We start from the raw sequence: 24,493 nt of genomic DNA, 5'->3' as shown, positions 1-24,493 counted from the left end.
GGCGTTTGAATATGGGCAAACAATATTTTAATACATAGAAAGAATTTTTTTAATTTGATTCCAATTTTCCTTTTTGTAGAACCCAAGTTCTATTTGCAAGGAATTTAGCTTGTTGTTCAGCGTGTGTGATCATCATGGTGGCCATATTTCTATTTTTAGTAAAGTTATGGACGAATTGAAGAAGGTTTTCAGTAGAAACGGGGTCGAGAGCTGCAGTGGGTTCGTCGAGTAAAAGGATATCAGGTTCACAAAGGGTAGCCATAATAATTGTGATGATTTGTCTTTGTCCGCCTGAGAGTTTACCGATAGGGGTGTTTAATAATTCTTCGAGTCTGAGACCGAGAGGTTTGAGTGTTTCTTCGACAATTTGTTGCGGGAAATTTTTAATAGCAAAGTTAAATCCAGCAGTTTTACATTTTAATGTAGCCATAGCTAAGTTTTCAGCAACAGTCATTGTAGCCACTGAGCCCATATTCGTGTTTTGAAAAACACGACTGATAAATCGAGCTCTTTTAGCTTCGGAGAGTAGAGAAATATCTACATTATTGCGAAGTATTTTCCCGCTTGAGGGAGTGAGTCTTCCGGAGATAACATCGAGTAGAGTGCTTTTTCCTGCACCATTGTGTCCGAGAATAAGAATAAAGTCTTTTGCATTGATAGAGCAATTGATATTATGTAGAGCTTTAAACTCACCGAATTCGACATTAACATTTTCTAAATTAATCATGCTGCGACAGATCCTTTAATTTTTTTATTTTCTAATTTTTTGACAACTAGAATAACAACAATAAGGAGTCCTGTTATTAGTTTTTGCCAAGAGGGTTCAACTTGTAGTTCGATGGTGATAGCAATGATCAATTGATAAATAATGGAGCCGAATAAAGCCATGATAAACATATTGATTGCGATAAGTTCAGCGATCATGCATCCTGCGAGAGCTGCAATTAAAATACCGACATTTCCAAATGCAGAAAAGAATCCACTGTATTGAACAAAAATACCTCCTGCGAGAGCGCTGAGAGCATTTGCCATAATTAAAGAGAGAGTGATGTATAAAGGAACACTTTTTCCTAAAGAAGTAACAAATTGTTCATTTATACCTGTTGATTTTAAAATAAATCCACTTTCCGTTTTCATGTACCAAATAAAGATAAATGCGACAGCAAGAGCCATTGAGGCTAATAAAATGAGAGAAGCAAAAGAGGAATTGTGCAAAGCGGAGAAGACAGTGGGAGCGTTTCCGAGAGCGACATTTGCACCTCCGATATTAATGCTAACGGAGAAAAGCATTGTGGTGACAACAATTCCAGCGATTAATTTATTTAACCCAAGTTTTGTGTGAAGGAGACCTGTGATGCAGCCAGAAATTCCTCCAGCAATACAGCCGAGGAGTAAAGCGAGCCAAGGGTTTGTATTGTGTAAAAGGGACCAAGCGACAACAGCGCCGCCGAGACCAAAAGTTCCTTCAATACTAAAGTCATCAAACTTCATGACACGTGAAGCAAGATAAATGGCCATGACAATAAAAGCACCAATAAAACCACGTTCAAGAATTCCGACGACAACAGGCAAAAACGAAAGCATGTACATTTATCCTAACTTAACAAATAAAATCACATTAAAGAAACACTGTCTTTTAGAGAGTCAGGAATTTCGAGTCCATATTTTTCAAGAGCTTTTTTACTGATAATAATGCTGCTTGTGGGAGCAACAATGGGAAGGTCCATAGGTTTAATTCCATCGACGAGCATTTTTTTCATCAACTGTGCAGCTTGGACGCCAGATTGAAAATAATCCACACCAAATTGCATGAGAGGTCCTTCTTTTTCTGCTGTTCCTGTTGCTATAATTGGAATATTTGCTTTATCAGCAATTTGTCTCACGATTGGAAATGCAGAAGCAATAGTATTGTCAGTAGGGATGAGAACGGCCTGTGCATTTTGTACAGCATGTTGAGCGGCAGCAGCAACATCTGCTTGGCTATTTGCACCGTTATCTTGGTATGTGATTCCATATTTTTCGAGAGCAATTTTCATTTGTTTAACTAGAATAACAGAGTTGGTTTCTCCTGGGTTATATAAAAGCGCAACTTTTTTAACATTGGGTAAAAGTATTTTTAAAATAGAAATTTGTTTTTCAATATCTGCCATGTCAGTGGCACCCGTGATATTTGAGCCCTCTTCTCTAAGATGTAATCCAATGGGATCTGTAACGGCAGCAAAGGTGATAGGTCTTGTTTTAATTTCAGATTTAAGAGCCTGAACAGCAGGAGTGGCAATAGCATAGAAGCCAGAGATGCTTTTATTTGCTTTAAAACTTGATGCAATTGCTTGAGCTTGCATTATAGAGCCTTGAGCATTTTGTTCAATAATAATTACTTTATCGCCCAATTCTTTTTTAATTTCAGAAATAAAACCTTGCATAGAATCATCTAAAGCAGGAAAAGATGCTGTTTGTAGAATTCCGATAGTAATGTGATCTGCAGATGGTTTATTTCTTTTTAATAAAACAATTGCGGCTAAAATGGCGATTAAGCCTAAAAGAAGAGCAAGGATTTTTTTACTCATGAAAGCTAACTCCATAAAATGTAGTCGAAATACAAAAAAATTTAGTCACTAACCTAAAGGAATTTTTAAAAAAAAGAAATAGATTTAGGCTCATATTATGATAAACCTGTGTTCAAAAGACCTTTTTGTAGAACCCAAGTTCTATTTGCAAGGAATTTAGCTTGTTGTTCAGCGTGTGTGATCATCATGGTGGCCATATTTCTATTTTTAGTAAAGTTATGGACGAATTGAAGAAGGTTTTCAGTAGAAACGGGGTCGAGAGCTGCAGTGGGTTCGTCGAGTAAAAGGATATCAGGTTCACAAAGGGTAGCCATAATAATTGTGATGATTTGTCTTTGTCCGCCTGAGAGTTTACCGATAGGGGTGTTTAATAATTCTTCGAGTCTGAGACCGAGAGGTTTGAGTGTTTCTTCGACAATTTGTTGCGGGAAATTTTTAATAGCAAAGTTAAATCCAGCAGTTTTGCATTTTAATGTAGCCATAGCTAAGTTTTCAGCAACAGTCATTGTAGCCACTGAGCCCATATTCGTGTTTTGAAAAACACGACTGATAAATCGAGCTCTTTTAGCTTCGGAGAGTAGAGAAATATCTTCATTATTGCGAAGTATTTTCCCGCTTGAGGGAGTGAGTCTTCCGGAGATAACATCGAGTAGAGTGCTTTTTCCTGCACCATTGTGTCCGAGAATAAGAATAAAGTCTTTTGCATTGATAGAGCAATTGATATTATGTAGAGCTTTAAACTCACCGAATTCGACATTAACATTTTCTAAATTAATCATGCTGCGACAGATCCTTTAATTTTTTTATTTTCTAATTTTTTGACAACTAGAATAACAACAATAAGGAGTCCTGTTATTAGTTTTTGCCAAGAGGGTTCAACTTGTAGTTCGATGGTGATAGCAATGATCAATTGATAAATAATGGAGCCGAATAAAGCCATGATAAACATATTGATTGCGATAAGTTCAGCGATCATGCATCCTGCGAGAGCTGCAATTAAAATACCGACATTTCCAAAAGCAGAAAAGAATCCACTGTATTGAACAAAAATACCTCCTGCGAGAGCGCTGAGAGCATTTGCCATAATTAAAGAGAGAGTGATGTATAAAGGAACACTTTTTCCTAAAGAAGTAACAAATTGTTCATTTATACCTGTTGATTTTAAAATAAATCCACTTTCCGTTTTCATGTACCAAATAAAGATAAATGCGACAGCAAGAGCCATTGAGGCTAATAAAATGAGAGAAGCAAAAGAGGAATTGTGCAAAGCGGAGAAGACAGTGGGAGCGTTTCCGAGAGCGACATTTGCACCCCCGATATTAATGCTAACGGAGAAAAGCATTGTGGTGACAACAATTCCAGCGATTAATTTATTTAACCCAAGTTTTGTGTGAAGGAGACCTGTGATGCAGCCAGAAATTCCTCCAGCAATACAGCCGAGGAGTAAAGCGAGCCAAGGGTTTGTATTGTGTAAAAGGGACCAAGCGACAACAGCGCCGCCGAGTCCGAAAGTACCTTCAATACTAAAGTCATCAAACTTCATGACACGTGAAGCAAGATAAATGGCCATGACAATAAAAGCACCAATAAAACCACGTTCAAGAATTCCGACGACAACAGGCAAAAACGAAAGCATGTACATTTATCCTAACTTAACAAATAAAATCACATTAAAGAAACACTGTCTTTTAGAGAGTCAGGAATTTCGAGTCCATATTTTTCAAGAGCTTTTTTACTGATAATAATGCTGCTTGTGGGAGCAACAATGGGAAGGTCCATAGGTTTAATTCCATCGACGAGCATTTTTTTCATCAACTGTGCAGCTTGGACGCCAGAGTTTTCATAATTTACTCCAAATTGCATGAGAGGTCCTTCGCTTTCGCCCGTCCAAGTTGTTATAACAGGAATATTTGCTTTATCAGCAATTTGTCTCACGATTGGAAATGCAGAAGCAATCGTATTGTCAGTAGGGATGAGAACGGCCTGTGCATTTTGTACAGCATGTTGAGCGGCAGCAGCAACATCTGCTTGGCTATTTGCACCGTTATCTTGGTATGTGATTCCATATTTTTCGAGAGCAATTTTCATTTGTTTAACTAGAATAACAGAGTTGGTTTCTCCTGGGTTATATAAAAGCGCAACTTTTTTAACGTTGGGTAAAAGTATTTTTAAAATAGAAATTTGTTTTTCAATATCTGCCTTGTCAGTGGCACCCGTGATATTTAAGCCCTCTTCTCTAAGATGTAATCCAATGGGATCTGTAACGGCAGCAAAGGCGATAGGTCTTGTTTTAATTTCAGATTTAAGAGCCTGAACAGCAGGAGTGGCAATAGCATAGAAGCCAGAAATGCTTTTATTTGCTTTAAAACTTGATGCAATTGCTTGGGCTTGAGTCATTGAGCCTTGAGCATTTTGTTCAATAATAATTACTTTATCGCCTAATTCTTTTTTAATTTCAGAAATGAATCCTTGTTTAGATTCATCAAGGGGAGGAAAAGATGCTGTTTGTAAAATTCCAATAGTAATGTGATCAGTGGACGGTTTATTTCTTTTTAATAAAATAACAGCTGCTAATACAGCGACCAAACCTAAAAGAAGAGCAAGGATTTTTTTACTCATGAAAGTTAACTCCACAAAATGTAGTTTGAATACAAAAATATGTAAATTAAAAAATATATTTAATTTTTAGAAAAAGGAATTTTTAAAAGAAGAAATAAAATCGATAGGTAAAATAAGAAGTCGTGCAAGAAGATGATAAAGGTGAAGAAAGCTGAGTATTTCGCTGAATTACTTTAGATCTTATTTTCGTTTGCATTGCTCTGCTCCGTATCGATTGCTTGAGTCACTCATTTTATATGAGAAATGTTTATGACCAGCATAACATTATCATGTACGATGACAGCAACAAGCTTATATATTTTTCAATACAATGGCAAGTAAGAATTTAAAACTTTTAAAATAAGGCTCAGAAAACTGATTTTCGGTATAGAGATCGAACAATTCCAATAAGTTTATCAGACTCTTCAAGGCCAAAGGGAATGGACTCAAAATCTGGATTTTCTGGTACTAAAAGAGCTGGAGGGAGGGGGTTTTTATTTTGTAAATTTTTTAGAGCGAGTTTATAGAGTGCTGAACCCTTTTGAGCGAATCTTTTGACTGTAACTTCTCCGTTATTTAGAGAAGCAACTACAATATCACGATCTTGGGCTGTATTGATTGTTTCAACTAAAATAATATCTTTAGGTAGAAAACCCACATTGAGCATACTGTAACCCTCAATATTTAAAGCAAAGACTTTACCGCCTCGCAATGAATTGCGAGCAACACTTGGAAAAGTAATGAATTCTCCCGCATTTTCAATGGCTTCATGTGGGTCGCCTGCTTGTACAATTCCAAGCATGGGAACTCTCAAAAGATCTTCAAATCCAGGTAAAACACTTGAATTATTTAGTTTATCAAAATATTTTCTTTTGCTATGTGAGATTTTAGGTTTTTTGCTTGAAATATTATCGGCCAAATTTTGAGTAAATAATCCATCAAGCACTGCTGCGGAAGGGACGAGCTGTCGAGATTTTCCGGGCATGGGAGAAAGTAACAAACCTTTTTTACGCAGAGCTGCAATGACATCTTGAGCGCTGCCCACAGATTTCCATTGAAAGTAATTAGCTATTTCTCGAATAGTTGGAGGTGTCCCTGTCGCATCCAAATGATTTAAAATAAATTCTATTACTTTACGTTGTGCATTTGTTAGCTCGAGCATTGAAAGCCTCTTGAATTTAAGAAAAAAGAGATTACCATACGAAGATATGGTAATCTCTTTTTTCAGTTCTATCAAGGAGCTAATGTAACTTAATTTATTTGAATGGAACGAAATTTCTTAATTTTATCTAAAATCTCGGAAAAGAGTCTATTGCACTCTGAATCATTTAGAGAAGTTATGACGAAATCTTTTTTCTCTTTTGCATTCCAAGTGCCTTGTCTCTTTGCATATTGCCATGTGAGAGTAGAAATTCTCTCTTGTAATTCGCTGATATTTAAATTTTTATTTGCTAATTCTGTTTGATTTTCTGAATTGATTATATAATTTAAAACTTCTTTATAGCCAATGGCTTGAAACCCATGAAATGTATTTAATTTAATCGAATATTTCTTGTAAAGTTGTTGAACTTCTTTAAGCCATCCTTGATTAAATAATATTGGAATCCTTTGTTTAATTCTCTCTTTCAGAATTTCGTCATTGGGTTCCATATGAATTACGTAACAAGGAAATAAAGTTTCTTGCTCATTTAATTGACCTGTTTTGGAGCGAAGAACACTCATAGGTGTTCCTGATAATGTGTAAATTTCTAATGCCCGTTCAATCCGAGTTTTATCGTTTGGATGGAGTTCTTGCGCCCGAATGGGATCAACATCGCTGAGCCATTTGTGGCACCATGGCCATCCATTTACTTCTGCAAGACTTCTTAAATGTTTTCTAAATTCGTCATCACGAGCAGGGAAGTTGTCGAGGCCATGCAGAAAAGATCTTAAATAGAGACCACTTCCACCTACACAAAATGGGATATTTCCTCTGGCAATAATTTCTTGACAACACTCTGTTACTTTTTTTGCGAATGTATTTGCATCCATATTTTCATGGATATTTATGAGATCAATGCAGTGATAATTATATTTATTTTTCTCATTTTCCGTTGGTTTTGCAGTGCCCGCAGAAAGTTCTTTATAAATTTGAAATGCATCTAGGTTTACAATTTCACAGGTTATAGATTCTTTTTGAAATTGTTCTACTAATGAATGCGCTAATCCCGATTTTCCGCTTGCGGTGGGACCAATAAAAATAAATGCAAATAAATGATGTTGGGAGTTTAAGTTCGTTGAAACCACGAGGAAATATCCTTTTCAGAGAATTTTCTAATTACAGGTCGTCCATGCGGGCAATGGGCATAAAAATCTACATCTTTTGCACGTGCAAGAAGTCTTTTAACCAGTTCTTCGTTTAAAGGGTCGCCTGCACGAATGGCACTATGACATGCCATAGTTGCAAATAAAAGATGATAAACTTTTTCACTTTCCAATGTCTGTGCTTGTAAATTAAGTTCATTTAATTCGCTATTCGCTTTTTTTGCTTTATCAATGAGTGGGTGAATTTCAGTTTGTGGAATACCATTGAATGAAATAATCCTTGCAATAATTTCATCAAATATTTCAGGAATTTTCTGATGATTTATAAAACTAGGGTAAGAATGTATGGCTATATGTCCATTTTTTAATGCTTCAATATCAAAACCTAAATTCTTAACTTTCTCTTTTTCTTCAATGATAATATCAGTGATAATTTGGGTTGAAGGTATAATAAGAGGAGCTAAAAGTTGTTGCTTTGCTGTTACATTTTTTTTGTACGAGTGAATTAATTCTTCAAATAGAATTCTTTCATGGAATGCGTGTTGATCAATAATCCAAAGCTCTTTGCAAATTTCAAGTAATAAAAAGCAGTTTGCAAATTGACCTAAATAATTTGCTTTATCAAATATTGAAGTTTTAATTTCTTGAAATAATTTTGCATTATTAAGTGTTTCTTTAAATTTTGTTTCCTCCTGAAAAATTTCTTTTACAAGATTACTTTTTTCAAAAACATTTTCGTTGGTTAATTTACTTTTTTCTTGGGAAATCTCATTGATGAAAGTCTTTTTTTCAAAAGCATTATCATCCATTTTTAATTTTCCAACATAGCTGCCTTTTTGAGAAGCAGAAAATTCTTTATTAAGGTTGAATTGACTTTGTCTTGGATAAATATTTTTTTCGGATGTATTAAAAATTTTTAAAGATTCTTGTTTGATATATTCATTTTTTAGTTCAATTGATTTTTCAGGTGACTTTAAATTTTCTTTAAATACCGTGCTTTTTAACTCATCTAATATTTCTGTTTTTGGGATGTTTTTTGTAATTAGGTGATTGGTTTTGTTATGGATAACTTCTTTTACTCTATCCTGAATTCCCATACAGATTAGATCTTGAATAACTGCATTGTCGTAAAATCTGACTTCAACTTTTGATGGATGTGCGTTTACATCTACCCAGGATGGATCGACCTCAACAAATACAATGGCAGGGGCTATCATACCTTTTAAGAGTAAACCTTGGTAGGCTTGAATAATACCTGAGCGCACAATTTTATCTTTAACGTAGCGGCCATTTACAAACGTTATAAAATGGCTGGGAGTTGATCTTGCCGTATGGGGAAGGCCAACAAAGCCTGTTAATTTAAAGGAACCTCTCGTAAAATTTATTTCTGTATAATCATTGTTGTTAAAGTTAAAGATTTCGGTAAATCGATCTTTAGAGGATTTTTTTTCTTTATAATAAAAAATTTCTCTTCCATTATGAGAAAGTCGAAATGAAATATTATGAAATGCTAACGAAACAGCGGTTAAAAAGTCATGAATATGAGAAAACTCTGTTGCGGTTGATTTTAAAAATTTAAGTCTTACCGGTACCCCTGAAAAAAGATCTTTCACTTGAACTGTAGTGCCAAATGGAGTTGAAACCTCTTTTTCAGAGATTTTTTTACCACAATTTAAAATAATTTCGTTCCCTAACTCTTGTTCAGTTGCTCTTGATTTAATTGAGAACTGGGAAACAGAAGCAATACTTGGTAGAGCTTCTCCTCGAAAACCAAAGCTTGTTAAAGTATTTAAATCTTTAAACAGTCTAATTTTACTCGTTGCATGTCTTTCTAGAGCAAGAGAAAGATTGTTTTTAGACATACCAAAGCCATTGTCCGTAATACGAATTAATTGTTTACCGCCATCGAGCAACTCAATATAAATATGTTTAGAACCAGCATCAATAGCATTTTCTACAAGTTCTTTAACAACATTATATGGGCGCTCAACAACTTCTCCCGCTTTTATTTGATTTATAAGTTCATCATTAAGATATTTGATTTCAGTTTGTAACAAAAGATCTCTCCTTCTAAAATACAGCTTATTATTCCACAGTCTTCTTTAAAAACAAATCCATCAAAAAGAGAGTTATCTGCTTAATTTAAAATTTTAAAAGTGAAATTATTTTTGATATTTTTAGATTCTCTGAATATAGCATTATCTTAATGATTATTATTTGAATGGGCTTGCTTTTTAGACATAATATATTCACTTAAGGCTAAAAAGACAGTTGAAGCAATAAATGTCATATGAATAATAATTTGCCACTTTATTTTATCGATATCCATTTTGTCGATATCAATAAAAGATCTGAGAAGATGAATACTTGAAATACCAATAAGAGAACTTGCTAATTTAACTTTAATAGCACCAGGGTCAATATGATCAAGCCAGTCAGGTTTGTCGTCGTGATGGTCTAAATTCAGTTTACTTACAAAAGTAGCATAACCTCCAATAATGACCATTGCGACAAGATTTGCAACCATTGTAACATCTACTAGGCTTAAAATTCCAAGTAATATTTGAAGTTCTGTGCTAACATTTGTTGAAGCCACTATATGAATTAATTCGACGATGAATTTATAAGTGTAAATAACCTGCACTACTATGAGACCAAAATACATAGGAGCTTGTAGCCAGCGGCTTGCAAAAATAATGTATTCTAAAGCATTTTCAAAACGTACACGCGTATTGTTTATTTTATTTTCCATCGAATTTTCTTTAACTCCAGCATATGAAATTATTATAATAAATTTTCACAAAGCCATTTAGCATAGTATGTGACAATTAAGTCTGCTCCCGCTCTTTTCATAGAGATTAAGCTTTCATAAACTGCTGCTTTTTCGTCTATTAGATTGTTTTGAGCAGCGCATTTTAGCATAGCATACTCACCACTGACTTGGTAAATAACAACTGGAACTTCACTTTGACTTTTGATTTTACTCAAAATGTCTAAATAAGGTAATCCCGGTTTAACCATAACCATATCTGCACCTTCTTGGATGTCAAGAATTGCTTCACGAATTGCTTCACGTGAATTAGCAGGATTGAGTTGATATGTTTTTTTATCAAGCCCTCTTGCGCCCGAGGCAATGGCTTCCCGAAACGGTCCATAAAAAGCAGAGGCAAATTTTGCGCTGTAGGCGAGAATACTTGTACCAATATAACCATCTTTATCTAAAATTGTGCGAATAGCAGCAATTCTTCCGTCCATCATGTCACTTGGACATACAAAATCAACACCACAGGCTGCGTATGAGAGGGATTGTTTGCAAAGAGCTTCAACGGTTTCATCGTTTAAAACATAACCTTTTTCATCGATGATTCCATCATGGCCGTGCAATGTGTAAGGATCTAAAGCAACATCAACAAACAAAATCATATTTGGAAATGTTTCTTTAATCTTTCTTATGCAATTTTGCATAAGTCCTTCTGGGTTATAAGCTTCTGTTCCATAATCATCTTTTTTTGTGCCTTCAATTACAGGAAATAACATGATTGCTTTGATTCCAAGTTTTTGAATTTCTTCAACTTCAGTTAGCAATTCATCGTAAGGTATGCGGAAAATTCCAGAAAGACTTGGAATCTCATAGCGTTTAGTTCCTTTTTCTGAAATAAAAAGTGGGAAAATAAGATCTGATTTTTGCAATTTATTTTCTTGTACAAGAGAACGAATGTTTTTATTAATTCTCAATCGACGTGGGCGTATATGAGCATTGCCAATATTGAGTGCAGGAAAAACTTGAAAACGGTTCATTTATTCGCTCCTTTTTATTGCATTTAAAAGCCTTTTTTCATAGTTTGCTGAATTCGGCTTCGCAGAGTATGGTCATTTGAAGATTTTGAAGCAAGTGTTTTAAGACTTTAGCTCTGAAGTTTTTCAGTGTCATCTTTGCAGGAAGTGACACTCTAGGTTATATTTATTTTGTAATCAGTGATTTGCAATTTTTGCCACTGCACATTGTTTGGAGAAGACCTATGCCACTTGTTCCTATAGTTGTTGAGCAAACCAATCGAGGAGAGCGTTCTTACGATGTGTGGTCTCGCCTTCTAAAAGATCGAATCGTGTTTCTTGGGACACCCGTTTATGATGAAGTTGCCAATCTTATTGTTGCACAACTTCTCTTTCTCGAATCTCAAGATCCTGAAAAAGATATAAGTTTCTATATAAATAGTCCTGGGGGAAGTGTTACTGCTGGACTTGCAATTTATGATGCAATGCAAGTCATTCGTCCGCAAGTTCGTACTTTTTGTGTAGGACAATGCGCGAGTATGGGTGCGTTACTTTTAGCTGCTGGAGCTAAAGGAAAACGATATGCATTGCCAAATAGCCGTGTTATGATTCACCAACCCAGTGGAGGTGCGGGTGGACAAGCAACAGACATTGCTATCCAAGCGAAAGAAATCATCTCCCTTAAAAAGCGTTTAAATGAAATTTTAGCTGCTCATACCGGCAAAAAAATTGCAGAAATTGAAGCTGATGCGGATAGGGATTTCTTCATGTCTGCATCTGAAGCTAAGGATTATGGCTTGGTTGACGATATTTTAATGCCGAGATCTGATAGAGTAGCTTTTACGGGTCTCTGATAAAAGGTAGTGAATTGTTATGATACAAAATGGAATAAAATTTTCATCAGGACGTGGTGGTTCAAACAGCTCTCATGGACTTCATTGTAGTTTTTGCGGAAAAAGCCAAAGAGAAGTAAAAAAGCTCATTGCAGGACCTAATGTTTATATTTGTGATGAATGTATTGAGCTTTGTAATGAAATTATCGCTGAGGAAATGGAAAAAGACGATGCTGCTCAAATAGCAGAAGGCGTTCCCAGTCCAAGTGAAATTAAAAAAGTTCTTGATGAATATGTTATTGGCCAAGAAAGAGCAAAAAAAGTTCTTTCGGTCGCTGTTCATAACCACTACAAGCGCATTGAACATGGTTCAAATGCAGGAAAAGAAGACGTTGAACTTGCAAAAAGTAACATTTTACTGATTGGACCTACAGGCTCAGGTAAAACATTGCTTGCGCAGAGTATGGCACGTATTTTACAAGTCCCTTTTACAATAGCCGATGCAACTAACTTAACAGAAGCAGGTTATGTTGGTGAAGATGTTGAAAATATTATTTTAAATCTTCTTCAAGCAGCTGAATTTGACGTTGAACAAGCGCAAAAAGGAATTGCATACGTAGACGAAATCGATAAAATTGCAAGAAAAGGCGAAAATACTTCAATCACGCGCGATGTTTCTGGTGAAGGTGTACAACAGGCATTGTTAAAACTTCTTGAAGGGACTGTTGCAAATGTTCCACCTCGTGGAGGTCGCAAGCACCCACAACAAGAATTTTTACAGGTTGATACAACAAATATCCTCTTTATTTGCGGTGGTGCATTCGCAGGACTCGAAGAAATTATTCGCAATCGTATGGAACAAACTGCAATGGGATTTGGCGCAGACATAAAGAATAAATCTAAAATGACTGTTACTGATCTTTTTGCAAAAGTGAGAGTTGAAGATCTCCTTAAATTTGGAATGATTCCTGAATTTATGGGAAGATTGCCTGTAATTGTTACTTTAGCTGAGTTAGATGAATCCGCACTTGTGCAGGTTTTAACTCAACCCAAAAATTCTATTATTAAGCAATATCAGAAGTTGTTTAGTTATGAACGAGTGCTTCTAGAATTCACTCAAGAAGCACTTGTCGCTATTTCACAAGAAGCTATTAAAAGAAAGACGGGTGCTCGCGGTTTAAGAGCTATTCTCGAAGATGTTATGCTTGAAACCATGTTTGATATTCCAGGACAAAAAAATGTTAAACAAATTACCTTAACACCTGAATGTATTCGTGATGGAAAAGCTCCAGATAGAGTTCTCTTAACTGAAGAAGAAATTCAGCAAAGACAAGAACAACGCGCACGTGCTCAAACTTCTGTCACTCAAACAGCTTCCACTACTGCGGCTAAAGCAAAAACATCTGCAAAGAAATAAGTTATTTTTTTGCAGACATTTTTGCATTGTAATTTTATCGACTGAGAAGATCTTGTCTGTTCCTGCCATTTTTGCGACTCACTGAGTTTATAAATAATCTGTAAAAATAAATAAGAGAATATGAAAAAAATAAAAACAGTTGCTTAAGAGGAATGCATTCCATGCTGCAAGGAATTGATAAAGTTGCGGAAAGTTTACCCCTTTTGCCATTAAAAGATATAGTGGTTTTCCCTCAAATGATCTTACCTGTTTTTGTAGCAGAGGACATTTGTATGAAAGCTGTTGAGGCTGCATGTGCAAAAGATAGGTTTATTTTTTTATCTGCCTTTCGTTCCGAAGTAAATCGTGAGCATGATTCGTATTCTGAATTGAGAGTGTCAACTCCGCCTCCATTTGATGTGTATGATGTTGGAACGATAGCTACTGTTATGCGAACTCGAAAACTTCCAGATGGTCGAACTAAGGTTCTTATTCAAGGGGTTTCAAAGGGACTTATTCTAAATTTGAAACAAACTGAACCTTTTCCTATTGTTAACCTTAGATTGTTGCCTGATAAAGAAAGCACTCAAGAGAGCGAAGCGTTGTGCCGTGCCGTTAAAGAGCAGTTAGAAAAAATTGTTACATTTGGAAGAACAATTTCTCCAGATCTTCTTATGCTTCTTGAAGATGTTACAGAAGTAGGTAAGCTAGCAGATTTAGTTGCTAGTAATTTGGGTCTAAAAATTGTAGAAGCTCAAAAAGTATTAGCAACTATTGAACCCTTTGAACGCCTTAGAAGAGTGCACACTCTGCTCCTGCGTGAACTTGAATCGTACACAGCAAATTCAAAAGGCTTTACCCAAGGGCGAGAAGATGCAATTAAAAATCAAAGAGAACAATATTTAAGGGAACAGTTGAAAGCTCTAAAGCATGAGTTAGGTGAGCTTGATGGAAAAGATGAAATTGAAGATCTGAGAGATAAAGTATTAAAAGCAGGTATGAGCGTTGAAGGGCAAGCTGAATGTTTAAAACAACTCAGGCGTCTTGAAAGAATGAATCAAGATTCAAGTGAAGCGACATTAACAAGAACGTATCTTGAATGGATGGTTGATATTCCATGGGCAAAAATGAGTGACAGTAAAATTGAAATGGCACATTGTAAAAGAATTTTAGATGAAGATCATTATGGCTTAGAAAAGATAAAAGATAGAATACTTGAATATATTGCAGTCAAAAAATTAAACCCAGAATTAAAAGGACCCATTCTTTGTTTTGTTGGCCCACCTGGGGTTGGAAAGACAAGTCTTGGTAGAAGTATTGCAAGAGCCTTGGGCCGTAAATTTGTAAGAATCAGTCTTGGTGGTGTGCGTGATGAAGCGGAAATTAGAGGTCATCGCAGAACTTACGTAGGTGCCATGCCTGGTAGAATTATTCAAACATTAAAAACTGTGGGAACAAGAAATCCTATTCTCATGCTAGATGAAATTGATAAATTAGGTGCAGATTACAAAGGAGATCCCGCTAGCGCTCTTCTTGAAGTACTCGATCCTGAACAAAATCATACATTTTCTGATCACTATATCTCTGTCCCATTTGATTTAAGCCAAATCATTTTTTTAGCGAATGCAAATCGATTGGATACAATACCAGCCGCATTGAGAGATAGATTAGAAATAATAGAAGTTTCTGGTTACAGTGAAGAAGAAAAATCTGAAATTACGAGACAATATATTATTCCTAAAGTGATTGTCCAAAATGGACTTAATTCTGAGCTTGTGCAATTTCAAGATACTGCAGTTAATTTAGTTATTAATGCTTATACAAGAGAATCGGGTTTGCGCAGCTTAGAAAAACATATTGCAACTATAACTCGAAAATTAGCTCGATATATTGCTGAAAATGATGAAAAAGGAAAAGAGCGTAAACTTGTTAAAGTAACTGCTAAAATTGCTAAAGAACTGCTTGGCGAAGAGCGTTACTTTAGTGATGATCATGATATTTTTAATAAAAAAATAGGGGTTGGAGTAGGTCTTGCTTACACGCAAACGGGTGGAGAAATACTTGAGCTTGAAGTAAAACTTTTAAATGGGACAGGCAAATTAACACTAACCGGCCAATTGGGTGAGGTAATGAAAGAATCTGCGCAAACGGCATTAAGTTGTGTGCGCAGTTTTGCTAAAGAGCTTGAAATTGAGAGCAGTCAATTTACAAACTTTGATGTCCATTTACATGTTCCTGCGGGGGGTATTCCAAAAGATGGGCCCAGCGCAGGTGTTGCCATTGCTATTGCTTTAATTTCTGCTTTTAAAAATAAACCAATTAGTCAAGATATAGCTGTCACTGGTGAAATCACATTACATGGTCGAATTTTGCCCATAGGGGGGGTTCGAGAAAAAATTTTAGCGGCACTTAGAGCAGGAATCCGTAAAGTATGTCTACCAGAAAAAAATAAAGGCTCATTTGCAGAATTACCTTTAACTATACGGCGGCGTGTGAATGTTTCGTTTGTCTCGACTCTAGAAGATGTGATAAAAGAGTATTTTATAAATGAAGAAAATCTATCTCAAAAATTAGATGAGAGTAAAAATACTCACGAAAGAAATATTTCGGTAGAAGATAATATTTCTGTTGCTTAAAATTGTATAATATAATTTAAGTAATTTAAATTTATTATGAAATCTTATATTATATTTTTTTGAAAGTATTTATTAAATTTTTTTTATTTTCAATTGATATTAAAATATATTAAGAATAACTTAATTAAAGTGTTATTTTATCTAATTAGTTAAGATTAAAAATAAGGGTTGACAAATATGATTCTTATTATTAATACTTCTTCGAAATCGATTTTATATCTCTTTTTCAGAGATTTTCAAATATAAACCTTAATATTTATATATAATTTGGATAAAAATGAAAAAAATATCTTTGCTCATTATAATGTTACTAATGCAGTCATGTTCTTCAACACAAAATGAAAAAAATAGAGTTCAAGTTTTTCCTTTGAATAATTATAGTCAAAATTTAAATACTTACATCAATTCAGAAAGTAATGACTATGACACTCCACTTATTAAAAAATGGGTGCAATTAGAAAAAGCAAATATTTATAAAGAGCGTTTGTTTGGCAATCAATCTCCTTGGTCAAAAGAGTTTGTTATAAATTCAATAAATAAGAAAACCCCAGATGATATTTTTAGCATTGAGAATTTTTTATTTCAGAAATTTAGAGAAAACTGTGATACGAAAAATCCTAAGAGCTTTTCTCTTAATTTTAAACCCTATACATGCTCATGGTTTGACAATAAAATTTTGTCAAATATGAATTTAACTAAATATAATAAATATATAGAATTTGATTTTAATAACAGAGCAATAGCAATAAATAATATAAGCGCAAGAACTTTGCCAACAAATTCTCCACTTTTTTATAGCTATAGACAAGCAGGAGAAGGTTATCCCTTTGATATGTTGCAAGTGACCTCGATTTGGACTGGCACTCCATTGTATATTGTAGGGAAATCACAAGATAAAAAATGGTCACTTGTTTTAACAAACTCTGGTTTTGTAACTTGGGTACCAAGCAATAAAATTGCACTTGCCTCAGAACAGTTTATTTCTCAATATTTAGAAAGTGTAAATGAAAATGGATTGCGTGTTATTATTCAACCAGATACCTCTATAATAAATAATTCAGGTAAAATAGTGCAAATTGGATACACAGGAAGCGTTTTTCCTGGGCAACATATTGAGAGAAAAAATAAAATATTTTATCCTATTGCACTTAAAAATGGATTTGCAAAACTTCAATTAGGTAGAATTCATTCCGATAAAATTGCCATTTTTCCTTTAGAATCAACTCCCAAAAATTTTGTTAAAGTAATAAATCCATTGCTTGGCAGGCCCTATGGATGGGGAGGACTGTATTATTTTAATGACTGTTCTCAAGAACTAAAAGCAATATTCTCAGCATTTGGAGTATGGCTTCCACGTAATTCTGCAGCACAATACCAAGAAGGAATAACGCTTGATTTAAGTGCTCTTAGTACTAAAGAAAGATTAAATTCGCTTTCAAAATTAGGCCGTAAATTTGTAACCTTAGTATATATTCAAGGTCATATTATGCTCTATATTGGGAATTATAATAATGAGCCTTGGGTGCATAATAATATTTGGGGCTTTAAACCTGCCGATAATTCATATCGATCTATAATTGGACAGTCATCATTGATCCCTTTACTTAGCTATTATCCTGAAAATCCAGAATTAATTTCTATTGCCGATGAAAAATTACGACCTAAGTTTATTATCACCTATTTAGATGAATTATTTGAAAATAAATCATAATTATTTTGATTAACTATTTTTAATTTTATCTAGTTGTACTTCATATAAAGAGATTTCTTCTTCTTTGCCTTTTATATGATGTTTTCCAATGCATTTAATATACTTTTTTTGCTCTTCATTTAATTCTAAAAAAGTTTCATGTGAAATTAATATTTTATTTTTAACATGTTTTGTCATACTTTCAATTCTTGAAGCAACATTTACAGAGTCACCAATAACGGTTGCATCAAGGCGTTGCTCCTCACCTACAATTCCAATCATAACCATACCCGTATTGAGACCTATTCCTATTTGAAGTGGATTCTTGTTATGCCTTACTCTTTCTTCATTTATTCTTTCTAGGCAATTACACATTTCAATTGCAGTGTCCAGAGCTTGTGAAGCTTTGCTTGGAAATAAAGCCATTACAGCATCACCAATATATTTGTCGATAAACCCACCTTTTTCTTTAATAATGGGTGCAATTAATTTTAAATATTGATTGATAAATTCAAAACTCTCTTTTGGAGTCATGCTATCTGAAAGAGTTGTAAAATCTCGAATATCTGAAAAAAGAATTGTCATTTTCATTTGACGACAGTCGCCTAAGTTAACATTTAGAATTCCATGTTTATTTAAAATTTCAAGAAACTGACTTGGAACAAATCTTTGATAAGATTCATTTGTTTCTTTTAAGTCAGCGATAAGGGTCGCTATTGAATTGCGCATCTTATCAAAACTTCTTGCAAGTTTTCCGACTTCATCTTTTTCTTTTGTATCAATTGTAATGTCTAAATTGCCAGAGGAAAGAGCAAGAGCATTTTTCTCTAACTTTTTAAGTCCCTTTGTAATTCCTGATGCAATTAAGCTTGCTAAAATAATGCTAACAGCGATGGTTAGAATTCCGAATGAAATAATAAATTTCTTGATATATTCAAATATATACATATTTTCTTTATTTGAAACTGAAAATAGAGCATAAATGTGATTTCCATCATATTTGCTATCAAAGTTTGTTAGTAAATAATATTCTGTCTCTATATTCCAAATATTTTTATTTTCTCTTTTATTCTTAGGAATTTTTAAAAACTCGTCGAGTAAGCGTTTTTTTTCTTCTGTGTTGACTATTGAGCTTGCAATAAGTCGATCATTAGCAAAAATACTCACATCTGATTTTGAAAGTTCCTTTATTCTATCAGTAAATTTGTTATCGAGTTTTAAGGAAGTAGTTAATATTCCGCAAATTGATTTTTTATCTGAAATAACGGGTGATATTGAAGTAAAATTGACCTTTTCACTTTCAACGTGAAAGCGAATGCTTGAGTTGCCTTTTAAGGCTTCTTTAAATGACAATTCAATGTCTTTGTTTTTTGGTAATGAAAAAAAATTAAGAATATTTTCTTTATTTGTTTCATCTGCAAGAGCAATGGGATTTCCATCGTTATCATAACTCGAAAAATCATCTATGAGCATTTGTTCTTGAAATTTTTTAGCTACTTTTAAAACGGCTTGGCTTTGCCGAGCTTCTACTTTTTTAATAAAATCAGATAAATTTGATAGTATTTTTGAATCACTTTTTAATTTAATAAATTCATAATTTATGACAGCATTTAGTATTTCTCTCCCTGTACCTAATCTATTTATTGAAGAGTTACGGAGTTGTTCAAAAAAGAGCCAGCCACCAAAAAAGAGGCAAATAAATGATGTTATGCTGACAAGAATACACATAGAGATAAGAAAGCGTATTCGAATTGAATGCACTCTCCACCTCCTTGTCTTTTGTAATTTTATAAAAAATCAAAGATTCAGTTGTCTAGGATTTATTGCCGAGTCAGTGAATTCAATATTAAGTATAAATGTATTGTTTTTATGCAAAAAGTGACATGTTGTCCTATCTGTCAAGGTTGTTGCATGACAGAGATATATTGTTTGCGATTTTATATTGTTGAATGCTCTTAGAACTGCAGGTGTAGTAAAAATGAAGTTTGTTTTCTTTAAACAATAGTGATAACTGTCCCATTTGAAGGGGCTTATATTAACTTATACCTTATAAGATAATATAATACCTCAAATTTTCATTTTTAAACAGAACTTATAAGGTAAATGGATTGAACAATGAATTTAAAAAAACGCACTGGAGTCTTGCTTGTTAATGTTGGTACGCCAGATTCCCCTGAAGTTCCTGATGTAAGAAAATATTTGCGTGAGTTCCTTTCCGATCCAAGAGTCATAGATATCTCTGCCGTAGGGCGTTTTTTATTATTAAATTTTATAATTTTACCATTTCGCACTAAGAAATCATCACATGCATATAAAATGATTTGGAAAAAAGAAGGATCTCCCTTACTCATACATGGGAAAATATTAGCTGAAAATGTTGGAAAAATTTTAGGAGATCAATACGAAGTTGAATTCTGTATGAGATATCAAAATCCTTCAATAGAATTTGCAATACAAAAATTGATCCAAAAGAATATAGATGAAATTATTGTTTTTCCACTCTTTCCTCAGTATTCATCTGCCGCAACTGGGAGTGTGTTTGAAAAAGTTGGTAAAATATGTAATTCGAAATGGAATATACCAAAATTAAAATACATTACATATTTTTATAATGATAAGAGATTTTTAGAAAGCTTTTATGAAATTGCTAAGCCACAAATAAATCATTTTCGTGCTGATTTTGTTTTGTTTAGTTATCATGGGTTGCCAGAAAGGCATGTGAAAAAATCAGATACTTCGAGCTTGCAAAATCATTGTTTAACAAAAAATAACTGCTGTGAATCTATACAAGTTGAAAATAAATATTGCTATCGAGCACAATGCTATGAGACAACGCGATCGTTGGTTAAATTATTGCAATTGACTGATGACAATCATATGACTTCTTTTCAATCGAGGCTTGGCAGAGATCCCTGGATTAAACCTTATACAGATCTCATATTGCCAGATTTAGTGAGCAAGGGAGCAAAACGTATTGCTGTTATGTGCCCCGCTTTTGTCGCTGATTGTCTTGAAACTCTTGAGGAAATTCAAATGCGTGCAAAAGAGCAATGGCTTTCATTGGGAGGAGAAGATCTCGTGCTTGTCACCTCCTTGAATTCCCATGCGAAGTGGTCTGAAACAGTTGCAGATATAATTCGAGAAGCATAATAAAAGGGAAAGTCTATGAGCGAAGAGAAATTTCAAGCCACTTGGTCTCTCAAGCCTATGGGCGATCAACCTCAAGCTATCGAAAAATTGGTGAGTGGAGTGCGAAATGGCTTAACAGATCAGGTTTTGTTAGGTGTTACGGGGTCAGGAAAGACATTTACGATTGCTAATGTGATTGCGCAAACTCAAAAACCAACTCTTGTTATTGCACATAATAAAACTCTTGCAGCACAGCTTTTTCAAGAATTTAAAGAACTTTTTCCAAATAACGCAGTTGAATATTTTGTAAGTTATTATGACTATTATCAACCAGAGGCGTATGTACCAAGTACCGACACATTTATTGATAAAACGGCAACAATAAATGATGATATTGATAAAATGCGCCACAGCGCTACGCGTGCTTTATTTGAAAGACGTGATGTGATTATTGTTAGCTCTGTAAGTTGTATATATGGCTTAGGAGAACCCGAATCCTATTTAAATGCGCGTGTTTTACTTGAACAGGGAATGCAGCTTGCTCGAGATGATTTTATTCGACATCTAATTTCTATTCAATTTTCTCGAAATGATATCTCTTTAGAACGTGGAAAGTTTAGAGTGCGTGGAGATATTATTGAGCTTGTCCCAACTTATGAAAAAGAAAAGGCTATTCGCATTCAGTTTTGGGCAGATGAAATTGAAAAAATTTCTATTATCGATGCATTGCGTGGCACTGTTATAGAAAATATTAAAAAAGTAAGTATTTATCCCGCAACTCATTACGTTCTTGAAGAAGAAAAAATTGAAGGTATTATTGTTGAAATTACAAAAGATCTTCTTGAAAGATTAAAACTTTTTAAAGAAAATGGAAAATTTTTAGAAGCGCAAAGAATTGAACAAAGAACTCTTCATGATATAGAAATGTTTCGAGAAATTGGTTATTGTCAAGGAGTCGAAAATTATTCTCGTTACCTTGATGGTCGGACTGAAGGTGAACCACCATCCACTTTATTAGATTATTTTCCAAAGGATTATCTTTTAGTAATTGATGAAAGTCATGTGACAGTTCCGCAAATTGGTGGAATGTATAGAGGAGATAGAGCTCGTAAAGAAACACTGGTTCATTTTGGTTTTCGTTTACCCTCTGCGCTTGATAATCGTCCTCTCAATTTTGAAGAATTTCAGGCTAGAATGGGACAAACAATATACGTATCAGCAACTCCATCGCAATACGAATTGCAAAAAGCTGGCAATGAAATTATTGAACAAGTCATTCGTCCCACAGGTTTAATTGATCCTATAATTGTTGTGAAACCTGCCCAAGGGCAAATTGATGATCTATTGTTTGAAATTCAAAAAACAATTGCTAGAAAATGTCGTGTTTTAGTAACAACTTTAACAAAAAAAATGTCTGAAGAAATTACAAGTTATTTTTCGGATTTTAAAATTAAAGTTAAATATTTACATTCAGAAATTCAAAGCATGGAGCGAGTTGAAATATTAAGAGATCTACGTCTTGGAATTTTTGATGTTTTAGTTGGAATTAATTTATTAAGAGAAGGACTCGATCTTCCTGAAGTTGAGTTGGTTGCTATTTTAGATGCTGATAAAGAAGGTTTTTTACGAAGTAGAACAAGTCTCATTCAAACTGTTGGTAGAGCAGCGAGAAATGCGCATGGAAGAGTCATTTTATATGCAGATAAAGAAACAGAAAGTATTAAATTTTGTTTAACTGAAACAGAACGAAGACGAAATAAACAGCTACAATATAACAAAGAAAATGATATCACACCCCAAACTATTTCAAAGAAAATACCAGAAAATTTGCGAAAACTTTATAATTTAGATTATGGTGATGATTATCAAGAGAAACTGCTCCAAGCGGTTTCGCATTTAGAAGATCTTAATATTATAAATAATCCTAAAAAACTTGAAAAACATATACAAAAGCTCGTTAAAGAAATGCAAAAAGCTTCGCAAAAAATGGAATTTGAGTTGGCGGCTGAGTTAAGAGATAAAATAAATATTTTAAAAGAGCAGTTATTTATGCTTTCAGGTGATTAAAATGGAAATAAATGAATATCGAAATTTGAAACTTATTCTTTCTTGGAATGGAGAAAAATTTAGTGGATATCAGTATCAGCCACATGCTTTTACTGTGCAGGAAGCAATTACCAATGCTTGGAATGTGTTTAGTTCTGAAAAGGTAACGTTATGTGGTTGCAGTCGACTGGATGCTGGTGTGCATGCCCAGTATTATGTATTAAATTTTCATACAAAAACAACATCAGATTGTGAACGAATTGTGCGTGGAATGAATGGTATATTGCATTCACATTTAGCACTTGATATTTGTGTTACTTCGGCAGAATTTGTTGCATCTGACTTTCATGCACGGTTTCACGCGACTGGTAAACACTATCGTTACCTTATATGGTATGGGTTTTCAGAACATGCTTTTTTAACAAAAAGAGCATGGCATGTTCGAAGTAAGTTTTCCCCAGAAAAAATTATAGAGGTTCTAAAAGAGTTTGAGGGTGAACATGATTTTGCCGCATTTCGTTCTTCGGATTGTTCGGCAAAGACAACGGTGCGCAAGGTTATGAGTGCGGATGCTTGGATACACCCAATCCATTCAGAAATGATTGTAATTGATATTTGGGGAGAAGGATTTTTAAAAAATATGATTCGCAATATGGTTGGCACAGGAGTAGAAATGGCGACTGGAAAGCGCTCAATGAATACCATAACCGAAGCATTTATTCATAAAGACAGAACACAAACAGGGATGTGTGCTCCTGCATGGCCGCTTACTTTAATGAATGTTTATTATGATAAAGAAGAAATAATTTGTGCGTCTGAAAAAAAAGCACAGCACCTCGTTCCATGTTAATAAAAAAATCAACGTCATTCTCTTAGCACTCTAACAAATTTGATTATTCTCCCCTATTTTTTATGCGGTAAAATAAAAAGAGAAAGTTTTATTTTAAATGTGGAGGGAGCTTCCATGGACACAACTCAAATTGAAGTTTCAGGAAGAATTTTAGTTGTTGATGATGAAGATGGATTGGCAAGTGCTATTGAAGATCTTTTAAGTGAATCATTTGATTGGGTTGAAACTGCTCACAATGGACAAGAAGCAATTGATAAACATAAAAAAGATCCATTTAATGTGATTCTTTCTGATTTGCGTATGCCCATACTGGGTGGACTCGATTTATTAAAACAATTACGCGAGTTTGATTTAGAAACTCCTTTTATTATTTTAACAGCATATGGCGATCAGGATGCTACGATTACAGCTTTAAAATTAGGGGCGTTTGATTTTTTAAATAAACCATTTGCGCCACATGTTTTAGTCAATCGTGTACAAGATGCGTTAAGTTATTCATTAGCAATAAAACAGGCAAAAAAAGATATTCAAAACTTTACCGAAACTGTCCAAATGGAACAATATATATCTCCAAGAGTGAAACTTGCAGCACAAAAATTGCTCGCAATGCAAAATATTCGAGTTGTTTTTTCTAATTCAAATGTAAAAAAAATAAATAAATAAAATTAAT

The 24,493-nt window shown here is 34.1% G+C and carries 20 protein-coding genes; 8 read left to right on the top strand and 12 right to left on the bottom strand.

Annotated features, from left to right (window positions below):
• Positions 1-49: 49 nt before the first annotated feature.
• The 11 genes from GCL57_RS03380 to hemB all read right to left on the bottom strand — a co-directional run bounded on the left by GCL57_RS03380 (position 50) and on the right by hemB (position 11,267).
• Positions 50-727: an ATP-binding cassette domain-containing protein gene (locus tag GCL57_RS03380; RefSeq protein ID WP_152211847.1), complete on the bottom strand. Its 678-nt coding sequence runs from the start codon at positions 725-727 to the stop codon at positions 50-52.
• Positions 724-1,584: an ABC transporter permease gene (locus GCL57_RS03375; protein WP_161597575.1), complete on the bottom strand. Its 861-nt coding sequence runs from the start codon at positions 1,582-1,584 to the stop codon at positions 724-726. The genes GCL57_RS03380 and GCL57_RS03375 overlap by 4 nt, the downstream gene beginning before the upstream one ends.
• Before the next feature lie 29 nt (positions 1,585-1,613).
• Positions 1,614-2,567, bottom strand: a complete 954-nt coding sequence (locus tag GCL57_RS03370) for an ABC transporter substrate-binding protein (protein ID WP_161597576.1) — start codon at positions 2,565-2,567, stop codon at positions 1,614-1,616.
• Between the two features lie 95 nt (positions 2,568-2,662).
• Positions 2,663-3,346 carry an ATP-binding cassette domain-containing protein gene (locus GCL57_RS03365; protein WP_152211845.1) on the bottom strand — a complete coding sequence of 228 codons (684 nt, stop codon included), beginning with the start codon at positions 3,344-3,346 and terminating at the stop codon, positions 2,663-2,665.
• On the bottom strand, positions 3,343-4,203 hold the full coding sequence (locus GCL57_RS03360; protein ID WP_161597575.1) for an ABC transporter permease: 861 nt from the start codon (positions 4,201-4,203) through the stop codon (positions 3,343-3,345). Before GCL57_RS03360 ends, GCL57_RS03365 begins: the two co-directional genes overlap by 4 nt.
• A 29-nt stretch (positions 4,204-4,232) precedes the next feature.
• Entirely contained in the window at positions 4,233-5,186 is a 954-nt protein-coding gene (locus GCL57_RS03355) for an ABC transporter substrate-binding protein (protein WP_152211843.1), read from the bottom strand.
• A 346-nt stretch (positions 5,187-5,532) separates the two neighbouring features.
• Positions 5,533-6,327 carry a transcriptional repressor LexA gene (gene lexA, locus GCL57_RS03350; protein WP_152211842.1) on the bottom strand — a complete coding sequence of 265 codons (795 nt, stop codon included), beginning with the start codon at positions 6,325-6,327 and terminating at the stop codon, positions 5,533-5,535.
• An 89-nt stretch (positions 6,328-6,416) separates the two neighbouring features.
• On the bottom strand, positions 6,417-7,451 hold the full coding sequence (gene miaA / locus GCL57_RS03345; protein ID WP_152211841.1) for a tRNA (adenosine(37)-N6)-dimethylallyltransferase MiaA: 1,035 nt from the start codon (positions 7,449-7,451) through the stop codon (positions 6,417-6,419).
• Complete coding sequence (gene mutL, locus GCL57_RS03340; protein WP_152211840.1) at positions 7,433-9,526, bottom strand: DNA mismatch repair endonuclease MutL; 2,094 nt, start codon at positions 9,524-9,526, stop codon at positions 7,433-7,435. The genes miaA and mutL overlap by 19 nt, the downstream gene beginning before the upstream one ends.
• Before the next feature lie 146 nt (positions 9,527-9,672).
• Positions 9,673-10,221 (bottom strand): TIGR00645 family protein, encoded by a 549-nt coding sequence (locus GCL57_RS03335; RefSeq protein ID WP_152211839.1) that lies wholly within the window; start codon positions 10,219-10,221, stop codon positions 9,673-9,675.
• Positions 10,222-10,253: 32 nt separating this feature from the next.
• Entirely contained in the window at positions 10,254-11,267 is a 1,014-nt protein-coding gene (gene hemB / locus GCL57_RS03330; RefSeq protein ID WP_152211838.1) for a porphobilinogen synthase, read from the bottom strand.
• 221 nt (positions 11,268-11,488) lie between these two features.
• Between hemB and clpP the strand changes: the two genes are divergently transcribed.
• The 4 genes from clpP to GCL57_RS03310 all read left to right on the top strand — a co-directional run bounded on the left by clpP (position 11,489) and on the right by GCL57_RS03310 (position 17,819).
• On the top strand, positions 11,489-12,097 hold the full coding sequence (gene clpP, locus GCL57_RS03325; RefSeq protein ID WP_152211837.1) for an ATP-dependent Clp endopeptidase proteolytic subunit ClpP: 609 nt from the start codon (positions 11,489-11,491) through the stop codon (positions 12,095-12,097).
• A gap of 19 nt (positions 12,098-12,116) precedes the next feature.
• Complete coding sequence (gene clpX, locus GCL57_RS03320; RefSeq protein ID WP_152211836.1) at positions 12,117-13,493, top strand: ATP-dependent Clp protease ATP-binding subunit ClpX; 1,377 nt, start codon at positions 12,117-12,119, stop codon at positions 13,491-13,493.
• 161 nt (positions 13,494-13,654) lie between these two features.
• A complete protein-coding gene (gene lon / locus GCL57_RS03315) occupies positions 13,655-16,108 on the top strand; it encodes an endopeptidase La (protein ID WP_161597574.1) in 2,454 nt (817 codons plus the stop codon).
• Positions 16,109-16,385: 277 nt separating this feature from the next.
• On the top strand, positions 16,386-17,819 hold the full coding sequence (locus tag GCL57_RS03310) for an SH3 domain-containing protein (RefSeq protein ID WP_152211834.1): 1,434 nt from the start codon (positions 16,386-16,388) through the stop codon (positions 17,817-17,819).
• A 9-nt stretch (positions 17,820-17,828) separates the two neighbouring features.
• Here GCL57_RS03310 and GCL57_RS03305 read toward each other — a convergent pair whose 3' ends face one another.
• Positions 17,829-19,559: an adenylate/guanylate cyclase domain-containing protein gene (locus GCL57_RS03305; RefSeq protein WP_152211833.1), complete on the bottom strand. Its 1,731-nt coding sequence runs from the start codon at positions 19,557-19,559 to the stop codon at positions 17,829-17,831.
• A 354-nt stretch (positions 19,560-19,913) separates the two neighbouring features.
• Here GCL57_RS03305 and hemH point away from each other — a divergent pair, with 354 nt between their 5' ends.
• From hemH to GCL57_RS03285, 4 genes are all read left to right on the top strand, one after another.
• Positions 19,914-20,948, top strand: coding sequence for a ferrochelatase (hemH, locus tag GCL57_RS03300; RefSeq protein ID WP_152211832.1), 1,035 nt, complete (start codon positions 19,914-19,916; stop codon positions 20,946-20,948).
• 15 nt (positions 20,949-20,963) lie between these two features.
• Complete coding sequence (uvrB, locus tag GCL57_RS03295) at positions 20,964-22,994, top strand: excinuclease ABC subunit UvrB (protein ID WP_152211831.1); 2,031 nt, start codon at positions 20,964-20,966, stop codon at positions 22,992-22,994.
• A gap of 1 nt (position 22,995) precedes the next feature.
• A complete protein-coding gene (gene truA, locus GCL57_RS03290) occupies positions 22,996-23,823 on the top strand; it encodes a tRNA pseudouridine(38-40) synthase TruA (protein ID WP_152211830.1) in 828 nt (275 codons plus the stop codon).
• Between the two features lie 114 nt (positions 23,824-23,937).
• Positions 23,938-24,486: a response regulator gene (locus GCL57_RS03285; protein ID WP_152211829.1), complete on the top strand. Its 549-nt coding sequence runs from the start codon at positions 23,938-23,940 to the stop codon at positions 24,484-24,486.
• Positions 24,487-24,493 lie beyond the last annotated feature (7 nt).

The sequence above is a fragment of the Fluviispira multicolorata genome (assembly GCF_009208585.1).
Classification (GTDB): Bacteria; Bdellovibrionota_B; Oligoflexia; order Silvanigrellales; family Silvanigrellaceae; genus Silvanigrella; species Silvanigrella multicolorata.
The sequence above is the reverse complement of the archived record's forward strand: the minus strand, read 5'-3'. Positions and strand labels throughout refer to the sequence as shown.

What these genes read in the sequence shown, in the direction of transcription:
- GCL57_RS03310 (WP_152211834.1), top strand. Translation starts at nt 16,386, where the DNA reads ATGAAAAAAATATCTTTGCTCATTATAATGTTACTAATGCAGTCATGT.
- lexA (WP_152211842.1), bottom strand. Translation starts at nt 6,327, where the DNA reads ATGCTCGAGCTAACAAATGCACAACGTAAAGTAATAGAATTTATTTTA.
- hemH (WP_152211832.1), top strand. Translation starts at nt 19,914, where the DNA reads ATGAATTTAAAAAAACGCACTGGAGTCTTGCTTGTTAATGTTGGTACG.
- GCL57_RS03380 (WP_152211847.1), bottom strand. Translation starts at nt 727, where the DNA reads ATGATTAATTTAGAAAATGTTAATGTCGAATTCGGTGAGTTTAAAGCT.
- GCL57_RS03370 (WP_161597576.1), bottom strand. Translation starts at nt 2,567, where the DNA reads ATGAGTAAAAAAATCCTTGCTCTTCTTTTAGGCTTAATCGCCATTTTA.
- GCL57_RS03360 (WP_161597575.1), bottom strand. Translation starts at nt 4,203, where the DNA reads ATGCTTTCGTTTTTGCCTGTTGTCGTCGGAATTCTTGAACGTGGTTTT.
- GCL57_RS03355 (WP_152211843.1), bottom strand. Translation starts at nt 5,186, where the DNA reads ATGAGTAAAAAAATCCTTGCTCTTCTTTTAGGTTTGGTCGCTGTATTA.
- uvrB (WP_152211831.1), top strand. Translation starts at nt 20,964, where the DNA reads ATGAGCGAAGAGAAATTTCAAGCCACTTGGTCTCTCAAGCCTATGGGC.
- GCL57_RS03285 (WP_152211829.1), top strand. Translation starts at nt 23,938, where the DNA reads ATGGACACAACTCAAATTGAAGTTTCAGGAAGAATTTTAGTTGTTGAT.
- hemB (WP_152211838.1), bottom strand. Translation starts at nt 11,267, where the DNA reads ATGAACCGTTTTCAAGTTTTTCCTGCACTCAATATTGGCAATGCTCAT.
- lon (WP_161597574.1), top strand. Translation starts at nt 13,655, where the DNA reads ATGCTGCAAGGAATTGATAAAGTTGCGGAAAGTTTACCCCTTTTGCCA.
- truA (WP_152211830.1), top strand. Translation starts at nt 22,996, where the DNA reads ATGGAAATAAATGAATATCGAAATTTGAAACTTATTCTTTCTTGGAAT.
- clpP (WP_152211837.1), top strand. Translation starts at nt 11,489, where the DNA reads ATGCCACTTGTTCCTATAGTTGTTGAGCAAACCAATCGAGGAGAGCGT.
- GCL57_RS03365 (WP_152211845.1), bottom strand. Translation starts at nt 3,346, where the DNA reads ATGATTAATTTAGAAAATGTTAATGTCGAATTCGGTGAGTTTAAAGCT.
- GCL57_RS03375 (WP_161597575.1), bottom strand. Translation starts at nt 1,584, where the DNA reads ATGCTTTCGTTTTTGCCTGTTGTCGTCGGAATTCTTGAACGTGGTTTT.
- GCL57_RS03335 (WP_152211839.1), bottom strand. Translation starts at nt 10,221, where the DNA reads ATGGAAAATAAAATAAACAATACGCGTGTACGTTTTGAAAATGCTTTA.
- clpX (WP_152211836.1), top strand. Translation starts at nt 12,117, where the DNA reads ATGATACAAAATGGAATAAAATTTTCATCAGGACGTGGTGGTTCAAAC.